At 69.6% G+C, this 22,699-nt stretch carries 15 protein-coding genes and 1 pseudogene; 10 read left to right on the plus strand and 6 right to left on the minus strand.

Features of this window, described 5'->3' with window-relative positions; genetic code table 11:
• Nucleotides 1-98: 98 nt before the first annotated feature.
• Nucleotides 99-1,511 carry an aminopeptidase P family protein gene (locus tag ACFXJL_RS32400; RefSeq protein ID WP_384698493.1) on the minus strand — a complete coding sequence of 471 codons (1,413 nt, stop codon included), beginning with the start codon at nucleotides 1,509-1,511 and terminating at the stop codon, nucleotides 99-101.
• 214 nt (nucleotides 1,512-1,725) lie between these two features.
• Here ACFXJL_RS32400 and ACFXJL_RS32405 point away from each other — a divergent pair, with 214 nt between their 5' ends.
• From ACFXJL_RS32405 to ACFXJL_RS32425, 5 genes are all read left to right on the plus strand, one after another.
• Complete coding sequence (locus ACFXJL_RS32405; RefSeq protein WP_384698496.1) at nucleotides 1,726-2,709, plus strand: LuxR family transcriptional regulator; 984 nt, start codon at nucleotides 1,726-1,728, stop codon at nucleotides 2,707-2,709.
• A gap of 439 nt (nucleotides 2,710-3,148) precedes the next feature.
• Nucleotides 3,149-8,713 (plus strand): glutamate synthase-related protein, encoded by a 5,565-nt coding sequence (locus tag ACFXJL_RS32410; RefSeq protein WP_384698499.1) that lies wholly within the window; start codon nucleotides 3,149-3,151, stop codon nucleotides 8,711-8,713.
• A 5-nt stretch (nucleotides 8,714-8,718) separates the two neighbouring features.
• Nucleotides 8,719-10,521, plus strand: coding sequence for a sulfite reductase flavoprotein subunit alpha (locus ACFXJL_RS32415; protein ID WP_384698629.1), 1,803 nt, complete (start codon nucleotides 8,719-8,721; stop codon nucleotides 10,519-10,521).
• A 2-nt stretch (nucleotides 10,522-10,523) separates the two neighbouring features.
• Nucleotides 10,524-11,447 carry a hypothetical protein gene (locus tag ACFXJL_RS32420; protein WP_384698502.1) on the plus strand — a complete coding sequence of 308 codons (924 nt, stop codon included), beginning with the start codon at nucleotides 10,524-10,526 and terminating at the stop codon, nucleotides 11,445-11,447.
• A 512-nt stretch (nucleotides 11,448-11,959) separates the two neighbouring features.
• Nucleotides 11,960-12,511, plus strand: a complete 552-nt coding sequence (locus ACFXJL_RS32425) for a TIGR03086 family metal-binding protein (RefSeq protein WP_358881148.1) — start codon at nucleotides 11,960-11,962, stop codon at nucleotides 12,509-12,511.
• A gap of 172 nt (nucleotides 12,512-12,683) precedes the next feature.
• Here ACFXJL_RS32425 and ACFXJL_RS32430 read toward each other — a convergent pair whose 3' ends face one another.
• The 3 genes from ACFXJL_RS32430 to ACFXJL_RS32440 all read right to left on the minus strand — a co-directional run bounded on the left by ACFXJL_RS32430 (nucleotide 12,684) and on the right by ACFXJL_RS32440 (nucleotide 15,668).
• The gene (locus tag ACFXJL_RS32430; RefSeq protein WP_384698506.1) at nucleotides 12,684-13,199 is read right to left on the minus strand and encodes an excalibur calcium-binding domain-containing protein; all 516 of its coding nucleotides are present in this window, start codon (nucleotides 13,197-13,199) and stop codon (nucleotides 12,684-12,686) included.
• Nucleotides 13,196-13,822 carry a PASTA domain-containing protein gene (locus tag ACFXJL_RS32435; protein WP_384698509.1) on the minus strand — a complete coding sequence of 209 codons (627 nt, stop codon included), beginning with the start codon at nucleotides 13,820-13,822 and terminating at the stop codon, nucleotides 13,196-13,198. Before ACFXJL_RS32435 ends, ACFXJL_RS32430 begins: the two co-directional genes overlap by 4 nt.
• A 409-nt stretch (nucleotides 13,823-14,231) precedes the next feature.
• Nucleotides 14,232-15,668, minus strand: a complete 1,437-nt coding sequence (locus ACFXJL_RS32440) for a dihydrolipoyl dehydrogenase family protein (RefSeq protein WP_384698512.1) — start codon at nucleotides 15,666-15,668, stop codon at nucleotides 14,232-14,234.
• 118 nt (nucleotides 15,669-15,786) lie between these two features.
• Here ACFXJL_RS32440 and trxA point away from each other — a divergent pair, with 118 nt between their 5' ends.
• Nucleotides 15,787-16,176 (plus strand): thioredoxin, encoded by a 390-nt coding sequence (trxA, locus tag ACFXJL_RS32445; protein WP_329025542.1) that lies wholly within the window; start codon nucleotides 15,787-15,789, stop codon nucleotides 16,174-16,176.
• 184 nt (nucleotides 16,177-16,360) lie between these two features.
• Here the strand turns inward: trxA and ACFXJL_RS32450 are convergent, their stop codons facing one another.
• Together ACFXJL_RS32450 and ACFXJL_RS32455 are read right to left on the minus strand one after the other, a co-directional pair.
• Complete coding sequence (locus ACFXJL_RS32450; RefSeq protein WP_384698516.1) at nucleotides 16,361-18,100, minus strand: ABC transporter ATP-binding protein; 1,740 nt, start codon at nucleotides 18,098-18,100, stop codon at nucleotides 16,361-16,363.
• Nucleotides 18,097-19,911, minus strand: coding sequence for an ABC transporter ATP-binding protein (locus tag ACFXJL_RS32455; protein WP_384698520.1), 1,815 nt, complete (start codon nucleotides 19,909-19,911; stop codon nucleotides 18,097-18,099). The genes ACFXJL_RS32450 and ACFXJL_RS32455 overlap by 4 nt, the downstream gene beginning before the upstream one ends.
• A 56-nt stretch (nucleotides 19,912-19,967) precedes the next feature.
• On the opposite strand from ACFXJL_RS32455, the pseudogene ACFXJL_RS32460 reads away from it, so the two are divergent.
• The 4 genes and pseudogenes from ACFXJL_RS32460 to ACFXJL_RS32475 form a co-directional block, all read left to right on the plus strand.
• A pseudogene (locus ACFXJL_RS32460) lies at nucleotides 19,968-20,225 on the plus strand (MerR family transcriptional regulator); the annotation flags it as partial.
• 207 nt (nucleotides 20,226-20,432) lie between these two features.
• Complete coding sequence (locus ACFXJL_RS32465) at nucleotides 20,433-21,269, plus strand: helix-turn-helix domain-containing protein (protein ID WP_384698523.1); 837 nt, start codon at nucleotides 20,433-20,435, stop codon at nucleotides 21,267-21,269.
• 83 nt (nucleotides 21,270-21,352) lie between these two features.
• A complete protein-coding gene (locus tag ACFXJL_RS32470; RefSeq protein ID WP_384698526.1) occupies nucleotides 21,353-21,820 on the plus strand; it encodes a cupin domain-containing protein in 468 nt (155 codons plus the stop codon).
• Nucleotides 21,817-22,536: an SGNH/GDSL hydrolase family protein gene (locus ACFXJL_RS32475; RefSeq protein WP_384698529.1), complete on the plus strand. Its 720-nt coding sequence runs from the start codon at nucleotides 21,817-21,819 to the stop codon at nucleotides 22,534-22,536. The genes ACFXJL_RS32470 and ACFXJL_RS32475 overlap by 4 nt, the downstream gene beginning before the upstream one ends.
• The last annotated feature ends 163 nt before the right edge of the window (nucleotides 22,537-22,699 follow it).

Genomic DNA, 22,699 nt, shown 5'->3' on the forward strand with positions numbered 1-22,699 from the left:
TTGGGGTTGCCCCCCCCCCCCCCCCGGGGGTGGGGGCCCACCTCCACCGGCCGCCGAAGGGGCTGCCCCATCCCCTTCGGACGGACCGTTCGCCACGCTCAGCCGGCGACCTTGGCCATCCATGCCTCGATGTCGTCCGCCGACCGGGGCAGCCCCGCCGACAGGTTCTCGTGACCGTCCTCGGTGACGACGAGGTCGTCCTCGATCCGGACGCCGATGCCGCGCCACTCCTCGGGCACGGTGAGGTCGTCCGGCTGGAAGTAGAGGCCGGGCTCCACCGTGAGCACCATGCCGGGCTCCAGGACGCCGTCGACGTACTCCTCGTTCCGGGCCTGCGCGCAGTCGTGGACGTCCAGCCCGAGCATGTGACCAGTGCCGGCCATGGTGAAGCGACGCTGGAGACCGAGTTCGTACGCGCGCTCGGCCGGGCCTTCGATGAAGCCCCACTCGACGAGTGTGGCCGCCAGGTGGCGCTGCGACGCTTCATGGAAGTCGCGGTACGCCACGCCCGGCTTGACCGCTGCCATGCCGGCTTCCTGGGCCTCGTACACGGCGTCGTAGACCTTGCGCTGGAGTGGCGTGAAGGTTCCGCTGATCGGAAGGGTGCGTGTGACGTCGGCCGTGTAGAGGGTGTGGGTCTCCACTCCGGCATCGAGCAGGAGCAGATCGCCGGGGCGCACGGGGCCGTCGTTGTCCGTCCAGTGCATGATCGTGGCGTGGTCACCGGCGGCGCAGATCGAGCCGTAGCCGACGGAGTTGCCCTCCAGACGCGCTCGGCGGAAGAAGGTGCCCTCGATCCACCGCTCGGACGATGCGATCGCCACGGAGAGCTCGCCCATCACATCGGTGAATCCGCGCACGGTGGAGTCCACGGCCTTGCGGAGCTCCTCGATCTCCCAGTCGTCCTTGACGAGACGGAGATCGCTGAGCGCCTCTTCCAGTTCCTCGTCACGCTCCTCGTCCGTGGTGACGGCGGCTTCCAGAGTCGCATCGATGCCACGGACGATCCGAGTCGGCACAGCGGAGTCGGCGGCGAGATCGTCGGCGGCGGTGCGGACATCGCGACAGGGCAGACCGAGCACGAGCCCCGACTCGGCGAGCGAACGCCGTCGGCCCATCCACAGCTCCGCCGTGACGCCGGTCCAGAACTCGTTGTCGTCCCTGCCGTCCCGGGGCAGTTGGTAGCAGTAGGCGTCATGGCCACCGTCCACACGGGGTTCGAGCACGAGGGCGCAGTCCCGGGCCTGGTCTCCGGTCATGTGCACATAACCCGTGTAGGGCCGGAAGGGGTAGCTGTCGTCGTTCGAGCGGACCTTGAGATTGCCCGAGGGAATCACGAGGCGTTCGCCGGGGAAGCGCGCCGAGAGCGCGGCGCGACGGCGGGCCGCGTACGGGGCCTGCTCGTCGAGTTGCAGATCGTGCCGCTCGGTGTCCGCCCACCCCGTCCGCATCAGCGCGGACAGTTCCTCGGAGATCTCCGAGTAGAGACCGTTCTTTCGGCCCTTCGCCATGTCGTACACCTTCCCCTGGGTTGGTTCGTCACCGGCGAGGGACCGTGGGGGCCGAAAGGACCGGCTCACCCGCGCAATGGTGGGGCGCGCCCTCGCTGCCCCCGGTCGTCGGCGGCCTTCGGAAGGTACCTCGCACCACACCCACTCGGCGCCCAGGAGTGCCACTGGCACAGATCAGCCAAAGCGGGGGGCGGATACGTCGATAATGGGACGCATGAACCACGAGAAGCTCGGCGAGGCCCTTCGGCTGCTGGGGCTCGACCAGGCGGCGGCCCGGGTCTATCTGACGCTCCTGGAAACAGCCCCCGCCCCGCTGATCACGATCGCGGAAGCGGCCGGCATGGACGCCGCAGAGCTCGCCACGGCTTACGACGCGCTGGTCGATGCCGGTCTGGCCAGTGCTGCCCACACGGACGCGGACGTGGTCGCGCCGGTACCGCCCACGGCCGGTCTGGAGATCCTGGCCCGGCACCGGGCGGCCGAGGTGGAGGAGTCGCGCATCGCTGTCGGGGGCGCGTTCGAGTCGTTCCGGCGGCAGCGGCTGGCCGCGTACAACGACGACCTCGTCGAGGTCGTCACCGGCGATGCGATCGGCCCGAGGATGCGTCGGGCCTGGGCGAGCGCCCGGGAGCAGATCCGACAGTTCGAGTCGCCGCCGTACTTTCCCCTGCCCGGCGCCACGGACGACGCATTGGCCACGCTCGCCCGTGGTGTGACGCAGCGCGTCGTGTACTCGCGTGCGTCGCTGGAGGAGCCGGGCCATCTGAAGGACGTCATCGAACCGTGTGTCCGCGCCGGCGAGCAGGCGAGGGTACTGCCTTCGGTCCCGGTCAAACTTGTGATCATCGACGAGGCATACGCCCTGGTGTCGTTGTCGATCAAGGAAGCCGATGTGCACAACACCATGCTGGTGGTGCAGCCGTGCGGTCTGCTCTCGGGGCTCATGGCGCTGTTCGAACTGTCCTGGCAGAGCGCGCTGCCGTTTCAGGGCCGCACCACCCGCCCGGGCGGTCTCCCACCGGCCGACCGACGTCTGTTGTGGCTCCTCGCGGGCGGTGCGGGTGATGATGTCATCGCCCGTGAGCTGGGGATCAGCCGCCGCACGCTGTTCCGGCGCCTCCAGGTCCTGATGGCCCAACTGGGCGCTGCGAACCGCTTTCAGATGGCTTTGCAGGCACAACGCAACGGATGGTTGTGACGAGCACGGCAGCGCGGGTGCGCGATCCTTCGGACGGGGCTCGTTGTGCTTCTGCACACCGGCCCTGAAGTCCAGGCCCCGATCCGTCGAGAGGGCCCCGTGCACCTTCGACCGCCCTCGCACGCTTCCGTCCTCCCTCAGGGGCAGAGCCGGCCGCAACAACGATCCATCCCCGCCGTCGAAGCAGACGAAGCAGACGAAGCAATCGACGGGGCGAGGCAGCCCCTTCACCCCGAGGCCAAGGGAAGGCGATTCGCCCCGCTGTTGACGATCCGGTCCCGACCTGCGGAAGGCACCTACTTGCGGCGAGGCTTAGGTAAGCCTTACCGTATCCACTCCCACCACTCAGGGCTCGACCGTCACAACGGTCCGCCCGCGGCGAGCGCTTCACCGACGCAGCCTGGCCGTCCGCTGCCGGAACCTCGCCGACAGGACCCACGTGAATCACTCCGCCTTCGGGCTGCACAGCCCTGCCCGCGAACACAGCGCCTGCGGCGTCGGCTTCATCACCCGCCTCGACGGGGTGCCGTGCCATGACGTCATCCGCAGGGGCGACGAAGCACTCCGCGCGATCCCGCACCGCGGCGGCAAGTCCGCCGAGGGGGTCGGCGACGGCGCCGGCGTCAGCGTCGACCTGTCGGTGGAGTTCTTCAGCGCGATCACCGGCGAGGAACTGCGGGCCGGACACTTCGGCGTCGCGAACTGCTTCGTTCCGGCCGACCCCGACCGCCGCAAAGGCGCGTTGGACCTCGTCGGCCGGAGCATCGCCGAGCAGGGGTTCGATGTCCTGCTGGTCCGCGATGTCCCGGTGGACCACACCGTCGCCCGACCCGTGGCCGAGCAGTACCAACTGCCCATCGTGCAGTGGGTGTTCCGGGCACCCGAGAGCTGGCAGCGCCCCGACGTCGACACGGCCGCCAACCGCGCCCTGCTCTCCGTGGAAGCCGTCGCCTACGCCGAGGACGCCTTCGCCGGTCTGTACCCGCTCTCCCTGAGCGCGCGGACCCAGGTGCTCAAGGGGCGGCTCAACTCCGGTGAGGTCATCGGGTACTTCCGCGACCTCGGCGATCCACGGCACTCCGTCCGATCGCTCTACTTCCACACCCGGTTCTCCACGAACACCGAGCCACACCCCACCATGGCGCAGCCCTTCCGGCTGATGGCACACAACGGGGAGCTCAACACCGACCGCAAGAACCGGCTGTCCGACGAGGCACTCGCCCGCGCCCGCACCCGGAGCATCGTGCGTCCGCCGGGGCAGTCGGACTCCAGCCGGCTCGACCAGACCTTGCAGAGCCGTGTGTTCGACGACGGTCTGGACATCGTCGAGGCCGTCGTGTCGCTCATGCCGCCCGCGTGGGAGAACGACCGGACGCTGCCCGCCGCCGTCCGGGACATGCTGGAGTACTTCTCGCTGTACGAGGAGAAGAACGACGGCCCGGCGGCCGTGATCTTCAGCGACGGAGACGTCATCGGCGCCCGGCTCGACCGGCTCGGACTGCGCCCGCTGCGCACCGTGGAGACCGCCGAGTACCTCATGGTGGCATCGGAGGCCGGGCAGGTCGCGTTCCCCGATGACGAGGTCGTGCACCGGGGCCGCATCGAGGCGGGCGGCATGCTCGTCGTCGACCACCGCGCCGGCCGACGGATGCGCACCGGCGAGGTGCTCGACGCCCTCGCCGCACGCCGGCCGTACTCCGAACTGCTCACCGCGGCCCGGGTGAACCTCGACGATCTGCCGACGCCCGCCTACGTGCGCGGTACGAAGACGCTCGGGTACGACGGCGATCTGACCCTCGCCGGCCGGTACGTGGCGTACTCGCTGAACCAGGAGAGCTTCCGGTTCATGCTCGACCCGATGCTCGCCCATGGGTCGGAGCGGATCTCGGCCATGGGCTACGGCAACGCCATCAACGCGCTCAGCGACACCGAGGGCGGCATGGCGAAGTACTTCTCCCAGCGTTTCGCCCAGGTCACCAACCCCCCGCTGGACAGCATCCGCGAGGCCGACGGAATGAGCATGCGGGTCGCACTCGGCCCGAAGCCCGACGGCACCGGGAACACGAACGGCCGGCAGCTCGTGGTGAACTCGCCCGTGCTCGGCCACCTCGACATGGTCCGGCTGCGCGACCAGCAGATCGTGCCGCTGGCACGGTTCGACATGCTGTACGAGCCCGTCTCCGGCGATGTGACCGCGAACGCGGACGCCCTTCGCTCCGCGCTCGGACGGCTCTGCGACGACGTCGAGCGGTTCGCCGCCAGGCAGGGTGGCATCGCGCTCCTCAGCGACCGGGCGATCTCATCGACGCGTGCGCCGCTGCCGGTGATCCTCGCCGTAGCCGCGGTGAACCAGCGCCTCATCGAGACCGGGCTGCGCCTGCGCGTGTCGATCGTCGCGGAGAGCGGTCAACTGGCCTCCTCACACCACGTCGCGACCGCGCTCGGCTTCGGCGCATCGGCCGTCTACAGCCTCAGCGCACGTCTGCGCGCCGAGGAGAAGCACCCGAGCGCCCCGGCACCCGCGGGTGAGATCACCGAGACCGACCGGGCGCTGGCGCGGTTCCGCAAGGCGGCCGAGAAGTCCCTCGCCAAGACGATGGGGCGCGTCGGGCTGTGCACCGCGGAGAGCTACATCGGCGGCGAGTTCTTCGAACCGAACTACCTCGACACCCGTGACGATGTGTTCGCGCGGACCTTCCCTCATATGCAGGCCCCGGTCGGTGGTGTCGGGTTCGCCCGGATCGCACAGACCGCTACGGACTGGCACGAGCAGGCCCGTACGGTGGAGACCGAGCAGCAGATCCCACTGCTCGGCCTGTTCAAGGAGCGGTCGGACGGCGCCGGGCACTCGTTCGGTGTCACGGCCGTGCGTGGCTTCGGCGGTATGACCGAGGAGCGGCCGGAGTTCGGCAGGCCGGACGACTCGGACGCACTGCGCCTCCTGACGCTCGGCCAGCTCGACGACGCGTTCGGCATCACCGACGCCGCGTACCGCAACACCGGGTACGCCGCGCTGGACGACACCGAGATCGACGCGTTCCGGATCACGCCCGGGTACCGCGCCTTCCTGCGGACGACACACGAGGAGCGCCTTCGGCGCCCCTCCGCGCTCCGTGATGTGCTCGCCCTGCCCGCGGACGTCACGGCGCTGCGCACCCCCGAGGACTTCGCCCGGGAGCTCGGCCGGTTCTCCACCACCGGCAATGCGAGCGTCACGGTCCGCGGTGTGGTGGCATCCGTGGCGGAGCCGCCCACGGGCGAAGAGGAGCGGGGCGGCGCAATGACCGTCCGGCTGTACCTGGCCGCCCCGGGCCCGGACGGCGCCGAGCGGCACGCCGCGCTCGCCGCCGGGCTGGCGCTCGCGCACCCCGGCGAGGTCGAGACGCTCGACGTCGCTGCCGATGGGGTCCTCGTCACGGCCGTCGGCACCGCCGCACGGCTCCTCGCGCTCTTCGAGAGCGCACCCGAGAGCGTCCCGCTCGACGAGGTGCAGCCCGCGCACCGGATCACCCGTGCGCTCGCCTCCGGCGCGATGAGCCACGGCGCGCTCGTGGCGACCGCGCACGAGGCAGTCGCCCACGGCACGAACATGGTCGGCGGCATGTCGAACAGCGGCGAGGGCGGCGAACACCACTCGCGGTACGGCACCATCCGCGGCTCCCGGATCAAGCAGTTCGCGTCCGGCCGGTTCGGGATCTGGGCGGGCTACCTCGCCGACCCGATGCTCCAGGAGCTGGAGATCAAGATCGGGCAGGGTGCGAAGCCGGGCGAGGGCGGCCAGTTGCCCGCGCCGAAGGTCACCGTCGACATCGCGGCGGCGCGCGGCGGCACCCCGGGCATCGAACTCATCTCCCCTCCGCCGCACCACGACACCTACTCGATCGAGGATCTCGCACAGCTCATCCACGACTGCAAGGCCGCGCGGGTGCGGGTGATCGTCAAACTCGTCTCATCGGAGGGCATCGGCACCATCGCGGTCGGCGTCGCCAAGGCGGGCGCGGATGTGATCAACGTCGCCGGGAACACCGGTGGCACGGGCGCCGCGGCGGTCACCAGCCTCAAGTACGCGGGGCGTTCGGCAGAGATCGGTGTCGCCGAAGTGCACCAGTCGCTCGTTGCGAACGGACTGCGGCAGAAGGTCGTCCTGCGCTGTTCCGGCGCGCACCAGACCGGCGGCGATGTCGTCACCTCGGCACTGCTGGGGGCCGACAGCTTCGAGTTCGGCACGACCGCGCTGATGATGCTCGGCTGCGTCATGGCGAAGAACTGCAATGTGAAGTGTCCGGCCGGGCTCACCACGAACGCCGAGGCGTTCGAGGGCGATCCGCGTGCACTCGCGCAGTACCTGCTCAACATCGCGCACGATGTCCGCCAGATCCTCGCCCGCCTGGGGCTGCGGTCCCTGCGTGAAGCGCGGGGACGCACTGATCTGCTCCAGTTGCTCGACCACCCCGCGAGTATCGGGCGCCTCGATGTTCGCCATCTCCTCGCACATGTGCCCGAGAAGGTCGTCGAGGACCCGGAGTACCTGGAGAAGGACTTCACCACCGACGACGCCCTCATCGAGCACGTCCGTGCCGCCCTCGTCGACCGGCGCGAGGCGACCGCGCTCATCGAGGGCATCCACCTCGGCAACAGCGACAAGTCGGTCGGCGGGCAGCTCGGAATCGACATCGAACGGCTCCTCAACCATGAACTCGACGCCGACGACCTCGCCGGCGCACCGGCCGTCACGGCCGACGACCGCGGTCGCCGTCGCCTCGTGGACGGCGCCGTCCGGATCCGCACCACCGGGTCCGCCGGCCAGTCGTACGGAGTGTTCTGCAACGACGGCATCACGCTCGAACACACCGGCACCGCGAACGACGGCGTCGGCAAGAGCCAGAGCGGCGGCCGGATCGTCGTCCGCGCCCCGGGGGGCGGCGACACCGAACGCGGCGGCAATGTGCTCATCGGGAACTTCGCACTGTTCGGTGCGACCGGCGGCCGGACCTTCGTACAGGGGGAGGCCGGTGACCGGTTCGCCGTGCGGAACTCGGGGGCTACCGCGGTCGTCGAGGGCGTCGGCGACTTCGGCTGCGAGTACATGACCGGCGGTACCGTGCTCAACCTCGGTGGCTTCGGCAAGGGCCTCGGCAACGGCATGAGCGGCGGGTTCCTGTACCAGTACGACCCGACGGGAGAGCTCCCCGGCAAGGTGAGCGCGGACTCCCTGCTCGTGTTCCCGGTGACGGACACCGAACACGGCACCTTCCACGAGGAAGCCGTTCGGCTCCTCCTGGAATGGCACCTGGCGGCCACCGGCTCCCCGCTCGCGGCCCGACTGCTCGACGACTGGGCGAGAGAGCGGCGCCATGTCTACTGCGGGATGCCACGGGCGCTGCTGCTGTACCAAGACGCGTCCGAGATCCTCGCGGCGGCGACCAGGACCGAGCTCCTCGACGAACTCGCGAACTCGATCGCGACGGACAAGCTCCGGGCGTTCAAGGTCGACTACCGCGACCGCCGCACCGTGCTCGGCGGCCGTGCCCCCGCGCTCGGCGACCAGGGCGGCGACGACATGTTCTCGTTGCTGTCGTCGTACACGGTGCTCGGCGTCGCGCAGGACCTGGCGCTCAAACGGGTGCCCGGCGCGCTCGGCCCGGATGACCCGCGGGTCGCCGAGGCCGTCCGCAACCTCGTCCTCACGGAGGACTTCTTCGTCAAGCAGCGCGTCGTGAAGTACCTGCGCGGCACCCTTGAGCGGTTCAACGACGACGAGCTCGCCACGCTGATCGCGATCAAGCGCCTGGACGACTACAAGTGTGCGCTGAGGCAGCGGAACAACCTCAGTGTGGACGCCCCCGGTACCTACGGCTGGATCATCCACCAGAACAACAAGAACGCCGGCCGTGTCCGCGCCGCCCGGTTCGACGAACTGCTCGCGACCGCGGCACTCGCCGACATCGCCGCCTCCGCGGGCCGCCGCACCCCGCCCGCCCCGACCGAAGCGGTGACCACGTGACGCTCATGTCCCCGACCGGGTCCCTCATCCCGGCCGACGCCCCGTTCTCCGCCGAACAGGAGGCGTGGCTCGCCGGGTTCATCGCCGGCATCGCAGCGGCCGGTCGGCAGGACGCCACGGCCGACGACGCTCCCGTGGCGACGATCGACGTCCTGTTCGGCACCCAGACCGGGACCGCCGAGTTCCTCGCCGGCGAGATCGTCGCCGGTGCCCGTGCCCGTGGCCTCGGTGGGATCGCCACCGCGCTCGACGACATCACGCCCGAGCGACTCACCGCCATGTCCCACCTGCTCATCGTCACCTCCACATACGGCGAGGGCGAGATGCCCGACAACGCCGGACTGTTCTGGGAAGCGCTCCAGGCCGATGGAGCACCGCGGCTGGAGGGTCTGCGTTACTCGGTCCTCGGGCTCGGCGACCGGGGCTACGACGACTTCTGCGGGGCCGCGAAGCTCATCGACACCCGTCTGGAGCAGCTCGGCGCCGCCCGTCTGCACGGACGCGTCGACTGCGACGTCGACTTCGAAGAGCCCGCCGCGGCCTGGACGACCGGGGTACTCGATCTGCTCGCCGCGGAGACCGGGGCGACGGCGACGAGTACACCAGCCCCGGTGGACGGCGGGGACACGGCCGGTGCGAAGGGAACCACGCCCAAGACCCGCTCCCCCTGGAACAAGCGCAACCCGTACCGCTCCCGGCTCGTGGTGAACGAGTTGCTGTCGGCGCCGGGCAGCGCGAAGGAGATCCGCCACTACGAGTTCGACCTCGGCGACAGCGGCATCACCTATGCGGCGGGGGACGCGCTCGCCGTGCTGCCGGTCAACGACGACGCGCTCGTCAGTGCACTCCTGACGCAGCTCGGTGCGAGCGGTGAGGAGGATGTCGACGGTCGACCGCTGGCCGATGTGCTGCGCACCGAACGCGAGATCCGCACTCCTTCGAAGGACCTCATCGCCGACCTGGTCGAGCGGGCGCCGTCGAGCGACCTGGCGTCGGTCGTCGCACACGGCGACCGGTCCGACCTCGACTCCTGGCTCTGGGGACGGGACCTGCTCGACCTGCTCCATGACGCCGGGTCCGCCGCACCGGGACTCGATGAACTGCTGCCGTTCCTCAGGCCGCTCCAGGCGCGGCAGTACTCGATCTCGTCGAGTCCGCTGGCCCACCCGGACCGTATCCACCTCACGGTCGCGTCCGTGCGGTACGGCAGCCCGGACCGCCGCTACGAAGGAGTCGCCTCCACCTATCTCGCGGACCGGATCGGGGAGGTCGCCGCGAACGCCTCGCCCTCCACGGCCACGGAAGGGACCGTGGGCATCTATCTCCAGCCCAACACCTCCTTCAGCGTCCCGACGAACGACGACGCCCCGATGGTCATGATCGGCCCCGGCACCGGGATCGCGCCGTTCCGCGGCTTCCTCCACGAGCGCGCCGCGCGGGGTGCGACCGGACGCAACTGGTTGTTCTTCGGCGACCAGCACCGCGGCACCGACTTCGTGTACGAGGACGAGCTCACCCGACTCGGTGAGCAGGGCGTGCTCACCCGGCTCGACCTCGCGTTCTCGCGCGACCAGGCCGAGAAGGTCTATGTGCAGACCCGGATGCGCGAGCAGTCGCGCGAGCTGTACGGATGGCTGGAGGACGGCGCGTACGTGTACGTCTGCGGCGACGCCTCCCGGATGGCGAAGGACGTCGAGACGGCGCTGCTGGGTGTGATCGCCGAACAGCGCGGACGTGGCAACGAGGATGCGGCACAATACCTGGCGGATCTGCGCCGGGCGAAACGCTACGTACGGGATGTGTACTGAGCATGACGAACCACCATCCCGAGCACGGGAGCGGCGAGGGCCAGTGCGCCTTCGAGGAACTCTGCGGCAGACGCAACAGCACCGTACGGCTGATCGACCCGCGGATGCCGGAACTCGCGCGCTGTCTGACGCTGCTCCAGTACGTCCAGGCGGTGACGGGCGGGCCGGTCGCACGGATCGAGCAGGCCGGCAACTATGCGGTTCCGAGCCTGCGCGGCGAAGCATTCACCGTCCAACCGGGCTCGATCGCCCTGCGCGTCGATGGCGAAGGGGTCGCATCGGCCCTGGTCGTACGGGACAAGAGCTCCGGCGCGGTCGCTCTGCGACTGCTCGACGCGAGCGGCCGGACCGTGCACCAGGGGGAGCTGCTCTCCGAGGGGGACCGGCTGTTGGTCTCTCTCGCCGGTGCGCCTGACATCGGGGCGCTGTTCACGAAGGGGGCTACTGTCCCCGAGTCGCCTGCGTGGGAGGACGGCGACCAACTCGCGCAACTCGACGCGATCCTCGTGGACGGTGGCGCAGCCCGGCGCGCGAGCTTCGACCGGTACCGCGGTGAGCACCGCGCCATTGATGTCGGCGTCCTGCCCGCAGTGCTGGAGCACGTCTGCTCCGCCGGGTTGCCGATCGGCGTCGCGGTGTTCGCCCCGGCAGCCATGCAGGCGTACAGCGGTCGGGTGCACGTCACCGACCAGACCGTCGGCGGAAGGGTGTTCGCGGCGTTCGCGGAGAGTTCGGTGCAGATCGATCTCGCGGGCGTCCGTGCCTGCCATCTCGTCCGCTCCACGGCAGCGCACGGCCCGACCTCGGCGATCGAGCTCGATGACGAGGACGGGCGCTGCGTCGCGGTCATCACCCAGTTGGGGATGGTCGGGGAGCACGTGCACACGGCGTGGGAGCACCTGGCGGCATCGCTGCCCTACGGCTAGGGATCGTCTTCGGCCGCGATCCGATCGACCGGATCGCGGCTACCCGATCAACCACGATCGCTCCCGATCGCCCTCGATCGCTTCCGTTCGCTTCCGTGCGACAACGACGTCGTGTCGCCTGCGATCGCCGAGCCATCGGTGCCGTCGAGCCGACGTACCTCTCGGCCTACGGGTACAGCACCGAACTCCCCGTACGCCCTGACGCCTCCCCCTCGAAGCCGCCCGATCCACCGCCCCTCACCGCCACTGCCGCTATCGCCTCGGTCCTGCCTGCTTCCCGGAAGGCCCTGATCAGCGGACCAGGGGACGGTACCGTGATCTCCCGCACGACTGGGCGATCACCGTTCGGAACAACTGTGACCGTCCGGACGGGCGAAACCCCGTTACCCACTCCCCCGGCCTGCCCCCGCTCGACGTGGGGCACCAGGCCCCTTCGATCAGCGCCATGTTCCTTCCGAAAGAGCATTCGCTCCAGCACCAGCGTCAGCAATCCGGGAAAGCAGGGGAGAGCAATGGAATCCAGCATCCAAGACCTGTACGGGCGCATCGCCTACCGCTTTGGACATCTCATCGAGAACTGCCCGCCCGAGAATTGGGATCTGCCCTCCCCCTGTCCAGGTTGGACTGCCTGGGACGTCGCCGCGCACGTCATCTCCAACCATCGGAGAGCCGTTGCAGGACTCGACGATTCGGCCTACGGCCCGCCTGGCCCTGACGAAGACCTGCTCCGGGCGTGGCAGTCGGCTTCTGGTGCTGTCAAAGCCTCTCTGTACGATCAGAAGAGGGCGAACACCCTGCTGGGTGAAGAGTTCGGATGCATTCCGTTCGAGGAATTCGTGAAACGCATGGCGTGCGCGGACACGTTGATTCACACCTGGGATCTCGCCAGGGCGACCGGGCAGGGTGAAACCCTGGATGCCGAAGGGGTATCGGTCGCGATGGCGATACTGGTCCCCGAGGACGACGACATTCGAGTACCGGGCGCATTCGGTGCCAAGTACTCTTCCGCTGCCGATGCCGCCCCTCAGACGCGGTTGCTCAACTTCCTGGGACGACAGGTCTGATGCGCCCCCGGCAGGTGCCGGCACGCCGACCGTCTGACGGCCCACAACAGGGCACGGGTGACACGGGCTTGGTGAGGCGCATGGCCCCGAGACCACGGACGACTGACCGGTACGAGGGTGGGGTCTCGCCCCCGTACCGGTCGTCCACCGTGTGTTTCCGCCCGGCTGGGCCCTACTCGCAGGCGATACCGTCGCGATCCCGGTCGAGGTGGAAGCCGTACCCGGGATCGCCCGTCCGGATGGGGTCGGCACCCGCGGCGCGAACCGCCGTGCAGTTCTTGTAGTAGACGTTCCCACCGCCCCCGCCCGTGCTGGTGGACCCACCGGAACCGGTTGTCTTCGGCGTCGACTTGGGCTTTGGCTTGGGCTTGGGTTTGTTGGGCTCGGCCTCCTCGCGTTCGGGAGACGGTGCCGTTGTTGCGGTTGCAGGAGTCGTTGCAGTTGCCGGGGGCGTCGGGGGCGGGGCGGTGACGGTGCGCGTAACCGTGATCGTGGGGCCGGGGACGGCTTTGGTCTTCACCACTTCATCGGGTGCGCACGCCGCGACGATCAGTGCGAGCACAAAGGCGATGGCCACCATGCCGCCACAGCCGTACAGGGTCTTCCGCTTCCCGTCGAGCGAGGTGCCAGCTCCCGGAGCGGGCGGCGGAGTCGGTGCGTACGGTTGGGGAGGGTACTGGTTGCTCACGGGCAGGACTCCTCGATCTTGACGGTTCCGAAGTCGACCGTCTCGAATGGATCGACCGATCCAGGAGCGGGGCTCTGGGAGCAGACCTTCCAGTTCCGGTCCAGCAGTTGCATACGGCCCGCACCGGTCGCGTCGTGCGAGGTGAGCAGATAGAAGCCCGCGGCCTGAGCCGCGTCCTGAGCCGCCTGGAGTTGCTGCCCCACAAAGTTGGGCAGGGTCCTGGTCTCCACATTCGCGGCGGCCGTCGGCGCAGCGGGCTTCTTCGGAGTCGTCTTCGGCTTCGGCTTCGTTATCGGGCTCGCTATCGCTGCTGGTGTCGTGACCGCCTTCGCGGCCGGTGTCGCGGCGACCTTCGTGGTGGCGACCGGTGTCGGCTTCTTCGACGGAGTCGGCGTCCCAGGTGCCTTGACCTCCGGAGTGACGGTCACCGTCACCGACTTCGTTACCGCGGGCCCCGCCACGGACTTGGTGACGGTTCGTGGGGTGGGGGAGATCGCGGATCCGATGAGCCCGATGACCAGGGCCAAGAAGAGCAACCCGCCACAACCGAGGGTGGCCTTCTGCTTCCCGTTGAGCTGATTGGAGGGCGGGGGCGGGCCGACGGGCGGCGGGTATGCGGGCATGGCCAAAGCGGACTCTGGGGAACGTGATTGTTCAAGAATGGACAAGATAATCAGATCGGCACCTACCGCATCAGGCGGACGAAGGGATCGATACCGCTCCGAGATCAACGAGCAGCAAGCGAAGGCTTGTTGTCCACAAGGAGAGGGGCCCCGGACCCCTCCGTCATGCGCACACGGGCCAGCACCGGGCACGGACGCGCGGCGAACACAAACAACAGACCCGAGAACGGCGATGGCCATCGCCGTTCTCGGGTCTGTGACAGGCACATGGCCTGGTCCGCCCTACCGTCCAGCGGACCACCGGCCTCTATGCGGGCCCCACCCGCTCGCACCGCGCACGACGCACCCCAACCAGCCATCAGCACCGGTCGGCGCTGTCGCAAAACTGCCGATCCGAACTCAGGGACCGTTACCCCTCCCTGTACGTCTCCAGCAGCCGCAACCAGACCTCGCTGATCGTGGGATAGGCGGGAACGGCGTGCCAGAGCCGGTCGATGGGCACTTCCGCGACGACGGCCACCGTCGCCGAGTGGAGGAGTTCGCCCACACCGGGGCCGACGAACGTGACACCGAGCAGGATCTGTCGGTCCAGGTCCACGATCATCCGGGCCCGGCCGCGGTAGCCGTCCGCGTAGAGGGCCGCGCCGGCCACGGAGCCGATTTCGTAGTCGACCGCGCGCACCCGGTGACCTTCCGCTTCCGCCTCCGCGAGGGAGAGGCCCACGGCGGCTGCCTCCGGATCCGTGAAGACCACCTGCGGTACGGCGAAGCGGTCGGCGGACGCACTGTGGGCGCCCCAACGGTCGGTTTCCAGCAGAGGTACGCCCTGGGCCCGCGCGACGATCGCCGCTCCCGCGATCCGGGCCTGGTACTTGCCCTGGTGAGTGAGGAGTGCGCGATGGTTGACATCGCCCACCGCGTACAGCCAGTCACTGCCCTCGACCCGGCAACTGTCGTCCACCGAGAGCCAGGACCCCGGTTGCAGACCCACGGTGTCCAACCCCACGTCCTCGGTGCGCGGCGCCCGGCCCGTGGCGAAGAGGACCTCGTCGGCCTCGATCCGCTCTCCGCCGTCGACCACCACGGTCACCGGGCCAGAACCTCCTTCGCGTTCCACCGCGGTCACCCCGGTGTTCATCAGCACCCGGACGCCGGCCTCGCTCAGTGCATCGGCGATGTGCTGTCCCACGAAGGGTTCCATCCGGGGAAGCAGCAGGTCACCACGTGCGACCAGGGTGACCTGCGAGCCGAGCGCCTGCCAGGCGGTCGCCATCTCGACACCCACGACCCCGCCGCCCACCACGGTCAATCGAGCGGGCACCTCCGTGGCGCTCGTCGCCTCGCGGCTGGTCCAGGGCTTCGCACCCACCAGACCGGGCAGATCCGGCAGCAGGGCCCGGCTGCCCGTGCACACCGCCACGGCGTGTCGTGCGGTGAGCACACGGCGCTCCGCGTCGGGTCCTTCGACCACGACTCGTTTCGGGCCCTCCAGCCGACCGCGTCCGCGATAGAGGTGGGTTCCGGTGGATTCCAGCCAGGACACCTGGCCGTCGTCCTTCCAGTGGGACACCTCCTGGTCACGGTGTGCAAGGACGGCAGCCGCATCGAGCGGTCCTTGCACGGACTGCCTCAGCCCGGGTACCCGGCGGGCCTCCGCCCGGGCGATCACCGGTCGTAGCAGCGCCTTGCTGGGCATGCACGCCCAGTACGAGCATTCGCCCCCGACCAGCTCGCTCTCCACGACCGCCGTGCTCAGGCCCCCGGCGCGCAGCCGGTCCGCCACGTTCTCCCCGGTGGGCCCTGCGCCCAGCACCACGACGTCGTACTCCACAGGTTCGGTCGTCATAGGGACAGTCTGGTGCCGGGTGTGGCTCCTGGCCACACGGGCAGGGGGTGGAATAGCGCGCCCCCGGGATCGGTTGTGCGGGGCGAGCCCACCGTATCCATCCGAGAGGTAAGAAATCATGAGCACTGTCGAGCTCACCAAGGAGAACTTCGACCAGGTGGTGTCGGAGAACGACTTCGTCCTGATCGATTTCTGGGCTTCGTGGTGCGGCCCTTGCCGGCAGTTCGCGCCCGTGTACGAGGGTGCCGCCGAGCGTCACCCCGACCTGGTCTTCGCCAAGGTCGACACCGAGGCACAGCAGGAGCTGGCCGCGGCCTTCGACATCCGTTCGATCCCGACCCTGATGATCGTGCGCGAGAACATCGCCGTCTTCGCCCAGCCGGGCGCGCTGCCCGAGGCCGCGCTGGAGGACGTGATCGGTCAGGCGCGTGGGCTGGACATGGATGAGGTGCGCAAGTCCGTGGAGGACGCGCAGGCCAAGGCCGCAGCGGCGGGCGAGGGCTCCTAAGGCTGTCCAGCGGTACTCGGCGGGCAGAGTCGGGGGGGGGGGGGGGGGCGGCGCGGGGGGGGGGGGGCGGGGCGCGGCCGGGGTGAAGCCCCCCGCCCGCCGCCCCTGTGGTCCGTTCCGGATCGCCGGGGACCGGTGGACCCCGGTCCCGGCTCCTCCGTGCCCGCCCCGTCGGCGGCGTTCGTCATGAGCGGGCCGCGGTGATCCGCCACCCGGCCGCCCGGCTCCGCTCGTGCCAAAAGCGCGCATAGTGCCCGTCGAGGGCGAGGAGGTCCGCATGGGTGCCGCGTTCGGCGACCCGTCCTTCGTGGAGTACCACGATCTGGTCCGCTGTCATCACGGTGCTCAGCCTATGGGCGATGACCAGGAGAGTGCTGTTCGCGCGCAGTTCCTCAAGGGCGCGCTGTACCGCCGCCTCGTTCTCCGGGTCGAGCGCGGCAGTGGCCTCGTCCAGCAGGACCACTGGCGCGTTCTTCAGCAGGGCGCGGGCGACCGAGACCCGCTGGCGTTCACCGCCCGAGAGGGCCCGACCGCCCTCGCCGACCCGGGCCGACCAGCCGTCCGGGAGCCGGTCGACGATCTCGTCCACCCCGGCGAGGCGGGCCGCGCGATGGACCTCTTCGTCGGTCGCGTCCGGCCGTCCGATGCGGATATTGCCGATCAGGGTGTCGTCGAAGAGGTGCACGTCCTGGAAGACCAGTGCCAACTGGGCCATCAGGTCCTCGGTGCGCTGTTCCCGCACGTCCGTTCCGCCGACCCGGACCGTGCCCCCGCGGACGTCGGAGAAGCGGCCGATCAGCCGGGTCACGGTGGTCTTCCCGGACCCGGAGGCACCGACCAGGGCGGTCATGGTCCGGGGCGGCACGGTGAAGCCGACGCCGTCGAGCACGTCCGGGCCCTCCCCGTACCCGAAGCGCACCCGGGTCAGCTCGATCTCACCAGGGGTGCGGACCGGGGTGGAGCGCTCGGGTGCGGGCAGTGGCGATTCGTCCAGGACCTCGCGCACCCGGCGCAGATCGTTCCCGGCCATCCGTAGCACCCCGGCCAGTTCCCCCACCTCCGCGAGCGGCCCGGTGAAGCGCGCCACCAGGGCGAGGAGGGCGATGAGTTCGACCGGGTCGACGCTGTCCCGCAGCGCAAGCAGAGCACCCACGCCGATCAGGGCGGAGAAGCAGAGCTGTACGGCGAAACCGCTGAGCAGCATGCCGGGGATGGAGAGCACGACCTGTCGGCGTGCTGCGATCCGCTGTTCCTCCAGGGCGTCTTCCAGCGGTCGGTAGCCCTCGGTGGTGCGCCCGAAGGCCCGTAGAACGGTCTGGTCGCGGGCGAACTCCAGCACTCGGTTGGCCGCCTCAACCCCGGCCCGGTCGTTCTCCTCGTCCGATCGTGTCATCAGCCGTACGGAGAGCCGGGCGGTCAGCAGGATCAGTGGTGAGCAGACCAGGACGGCGAGGCCGAGCCGCCAGTCGTGCCAGAGCATCACCACGATCACGGTTGCCGGGGCGAGGACGCCGGTGACCAGTGGCTGGAGCAAATGGGCGCAGCTTCCTGCGATGGAGAAGACGGATTTGGTGCCGATCCGGCTGAGCCGTCCGACCGTGGTCCCGTCGAACCAGCCGAGCGGCAGGGTCACCGCGTGGTCGCCCAGTCGGTGATGGAGCGTGGTCAGGATCACCAGGGCGAGCCGGAAGCCCAGCATGGCCTGGGCGTAGTGGGCGAGGAGCGAGAGGGCCACCGCCCCGCCCATCCAGGGGAGCCACTGCGCGGCGCCGTCCGTGTCCCCCGCCAACAGCCGGCCCAGTACGGGGACGATGAAGGCGACCGCGGCGCCCTGGGAGACACCGGTGAGGGCGAGGGTTCCCAGGTAGCGGACGAGGGCGGGTCGGTGGTCGGGGCCGAGTACGGCCGCCAGGTCGCGGATCATGAGTTGGTCCCTTCGTGGGTCGCCCACAGCCGGGCGTAGCGGCCGTCGGCGGCCAGCAGTTCGGCGTGGGTGCCGCGCTCCACTAGGCGTCCGCCGTCCAGTACGGCGATGGTGTCGGCGGTCGTGACGGTGGAGAGCCGGTGCGCGATCACCAGGACGGTCCGTCCGGCGATCAACGGGGCGAGGGCGTCTTGGATTTCGGCCTCCGAGGAGGGGTCGGCGAAGGCGGTGGCCTCGTCGAGGACGAGGACGGGGGTGTCCGCGAGGAGCGCGCGGGCGATGGAGACGCGCTGCGCCTCACCGCCGGAGAGGGCCAGTCCCTCGCCGACGACCGTGTCGTAGCCGTCCGGGAGGGCGAGGATGCGCTGGTGCACCCGGGCTGCCTCCGCCGCCGCCCGAACCTCCGCGTCGCCGGCCTCGGGCTTTCCCAGCCGGATGTTGTCGCGGATTGTGCCGCGTACCAGCCGGACGTCCTGGAGGACGAAGCCGACGGTGCGGTAGAGGTCCCTGGTGCTCAGTTCGCGGACGTCCACTCCGCCTACGGTCACACGGCCGCCCGTCACTTCGTGGAAGCGGGTGACCAGGGCGGCGAGGGTGGATTTTCCGGCACCGGATGGGCCGACGAGCGCGGTCAGGGTGCCGGGAGCGAGCCGCAGGCTCACTCCGTCCAGGACCTGCCGGGTGCCGTCGTAGCTGAACGACACGGTCTCCAGGGCGACTTCGTGGCCCCGGAGGGGTCGGGGGTGCTCCGGCTCGGGCAGGACGGGGACGGTGAGGACGGCGTCGATCCGCAGCGCGGCGGCGGTCGCCTCGCGTTTGGCCTGGGCGCTGAATCCGAGGGTGAGCAGCGCGCTGGGCAGGATCATGGCGACCAGGGAGGTGGTCACCGCGTCCACGGGTGTCACCCAGCCGCGGGAGACGAACCAGATGCCGCCGCCGAGGGTGACCAGCAGGACGACCGGTGGTGAGATCGCCATCGAGGCCACGGCCTCCAGTTTGAGCATCGGGCGTACCCAGTCGCTGTAGTTGCGGCCGAAGCGGGTGGCTGCCTCCCGGTAGCTGGCGTGGGCCTGCCCGGTACGGCCGAAGGTCTTGACCACGGCGATGCCCTGGACGAACTCGACGATGCTGCGGTTGACCGCCGCCACACCCGCGTCCATCGCGGCCATCTGCGGGGCGAAGTCCCGCATCATGTACGCGTACACGCCGAGGTACACGGGCAGAGTGACGACGGCGAGCAGGGCGAGGCGCCAGTCCAGCCAGAGGAGATAGCCGAATCCGGCGATCGGGACGGTGATCGCACCCACGGATTCGATCGCGCTGTGGGCGACGAGATGGTGGAGGTCGTGCACGTCGTTCTGGGCCGCCTTGCGCACTGCGGCCGAGGAGTTGGCGTCGAACCAGCCGAGCGGGACCCGGCCCAGCCGGTCTACGATCCGGCGCCGCAGTGACGCCTGGAGTCGGACGTCGGCGAAGTGGGTGACGACGAGGGCCGCGAGGCCGAACACTCCGCGGACGGTCAGACCGAGCAGGGCGATCAGTACGGCCCGGCGCACCGCGCTCTCGTCGGTGGGCCCGGCGGCCAGTAGGGCCCGGGCCAGTTCGGCGATGGCGATGAAGGGAACGACGGCGGCGGCGGAGCCGATCACCTGGAGTCCCATACCGATCAAGGTCGGGACGCGGACCGGCGCGAGCAGATCCTTCAGGACGGTGCGCGCCCGGTCGTCGGAGCCGGACACGGGGTGGGATGCCGGGACCTCTTGAGGAGCATCGCTCTCCCGATCGGGGGCCGTTGTTTCGATTATGGTCATGCCGCCTCCTCTTCACAGACAGGCTGTCTCATTTGAGTGAGGGTAGCCTAAGTTTTGAAATCGAGCGGGTCGCGCTCATCCAACGGCGCTACGCCGCTGGGCTGTCCAGCCGCACCATCACCGAACTGCTGCCCGGCATCGACGCGGCCAGCGAGGAGAACTCCGACTCTGCGCTGGCACGGATGGCGCTGGAGCATGAGCGACTCACCACACACATCGCCGACCTCGTACGGACCAGGGACACACTCGACGGGCTGATGGCCGCGAACCGGAGGCACCGGGAAACGCTGGGGACGGCGCAGCCGGCTCACTGATGAGCCCCGAGCCACCATCCGTCGACCGTCGACCGTCCGAGCATGCCTGAGTAGCGCCTCCGCTTCAGGGCAGAGGACCGGCTTGCCGTTGTCTCCTGCGCAGGCGCCCGCCGCTCGCTGAGGTATCTCCGTACGGCTCACAACGAACCGGGGCAACTTGGTTGCTCTCCGGTGGTGATCTCGCCTGGCTCGCGGGTTCGTACACTGATGAGGGTGGAAGACCATCTGGCCACCAGGTTCGCTGCCCGTCCGGCGCCTGCCTTGCGGCGGTACGTCGGCTCGTATGTGGGTTTCGACCTTCGCGGGTTCCCGGCAGGGGTGCACTGCGGTCCGCCGAGCCGCGTGCTCACTGCGGTGATCAGCCTGTCCGACCCTTTGGAGGTGGCGGCGTGCGTCGACGACGGGTCACCGGTCACCCGATTCGACAGTGTGGCCGGCGGTCTGATGTGCCGTTCCGTCGCGATCCACCACGACGGACGCCAACAAGGCGTTCAAGTGTCCCTCACACCGCTCGGGGCTCGGGCCATCTACGGCATGCCCGCCGCTGCGCTCGCCCACCGACTGGTCCCACTCGACGAGCTTCTCGGAACGGTTGGGGTCGAACTGGTCGACCGGCTCCGAGCGGCCACGACATGGGCCGCACGGTTCGCTGCACTGGACGAGTTGCTCCTGCGCACCGTCAGCCGCGGCGGCGACCGCGCGCCCCGGATACGCCCCGAGGTGGCCGAGGCATGGCGCCGCCTCGTCACCGCGCGGGGCCGCGTCCAGGTTGGGGCGGTCGCGGCAGAACTGGGCTGGAGCCGTCGGTACCTCACCGAGCGGTTTGGCGGTGAGGTGGGCCTGTCGCCGAAGACCTTCGCCCGAGTTCTCCGCTTCGAGCACGCACACGAACTGGCGACGGCAGTCGACCCGCTCCCCTGGGCCGATGTGGCCACCGCCTCCGGCTACGCGGACCAGGCCCATCTCGTCCGGGACTGGAGCGAGTTCACGGGCCGATCACCGACGGCCTGGCGTCGCGGTGAAGTTCTCCTCGGGAACAGGTAGTCGCCTACCGGCTGCCCGTCGCGTCGGATTCCGTTCCCTTTCCTTCAAGACCAACCTCTCGCCGTCCTGTGACGATCGTCGGCATGAGACTCGTCAACCACGAACGCAACGCCATCGACCTGCGGACCACCCCCGTACACCTCGGGCTGGGATCGAGAGCGAAACCCATCGAGGGCTTCGCCTGGGTCCCGGAGGTGCTTCAGGCATACAGCGCCGCCGTCGCAGCGGACGGCCCTGAGGGCCGGATCGTGACGATCTTCGACGGCGACGGCCTCGGCAACCACTGGGAGCGCCACCCCGCCGGCGACGAACTGGTCGTCTGCCTCAGCGGATCGGTGACGGTCATCCGCGACATGGCCGGAGTGCCCGAACGCGTTGTGCTCGGGCCGGGAGAGGCCACCGTCAACCTGGCCGGGACCTGGCACGCGGTCGACATGGCGGGGCCGGCCTCCATCCTGACCATCACCGCCGGCCTCGGCACCGAACACCGGCCCCGGACCGACACCCGCCCGACCGAGCACGTCGGCACACCCGACCCGCAGACGCCGTGACAACACACATCGCGTGCCTCGGCGACAGTCTCACCCGCGCACAGCTCAGCGTCGACTACCTGGACATCCTCGAACGACGTCACCGTCCAGGCGGCGTACGGCTCAACCGCTTCGGCGCCAACGGCGACTTCGCTTTCAACCTCTTGCAACGCCTCGATGCCGTCGTCGATGACCCGCCGGACGTGATCACCGTGTTGATCGGGACGAACGACGCCCGAGCGAGCCTCCCCGGATACCCCATCGAGCGGGCCATAAGACGCAAGCAACTCCCCGAGCGCCCGTCGGCCGGCTGGTTCCAGCAGTGCCTGGGAACCGTCGTCGACCGGCTGCGAACGGAGACCGACGCGACGATCGGGCTGCTGTCGCTCCCGGTCCTCGGCCAACAACTCGACGGAGCGGCGGCGCAGGCATCGCAGGCGTACAGCCGGATGATCGCCGAGGTCGCCACCGCCAACAAGGCAACCTACCTCCCGCTGCACGAACGCCAGATCGAGGAACTACGCCAAGCGGACCCGCTGCCGATCCCCTACCGGGAGCTGACTCCCGCGGCGGGCGTCGGCGTCCTCTTCCGGCACTCCGTACTACGCCGCAGCTTCGACACGATCTCGCGGCGCCGAGGTCTCGTGCTCACGACAGACCACATCCACCAGAACAGCCGCGGCGCCACCCTCATCGCCGAGGTCATCGACACCTGTCTGCCGCCCCGGAGCACGTAGCCGATTCCAGACACCTCTGCCACGGTCCCACTGCACACATCACCGACCTGCAACGCGGCAACGCGGCCAGAAACTGACATGCGCTTGGTCGCGGGCGGGGTCGGACGGCACAGCGCGTTCAGAAGCTGCCTTGGCTGCCTTACCGTTCAGTTGTACGCAGTCA

The organism is Streptomyces sp. NPDC059256 (assembly GCF_042753785.1).
Classification (GTDB): domain Bacteria; phylum Actinomycetota; class Actinomycetes; order Streptomycetales; family Streptomycetaceae; genus Streptomyces.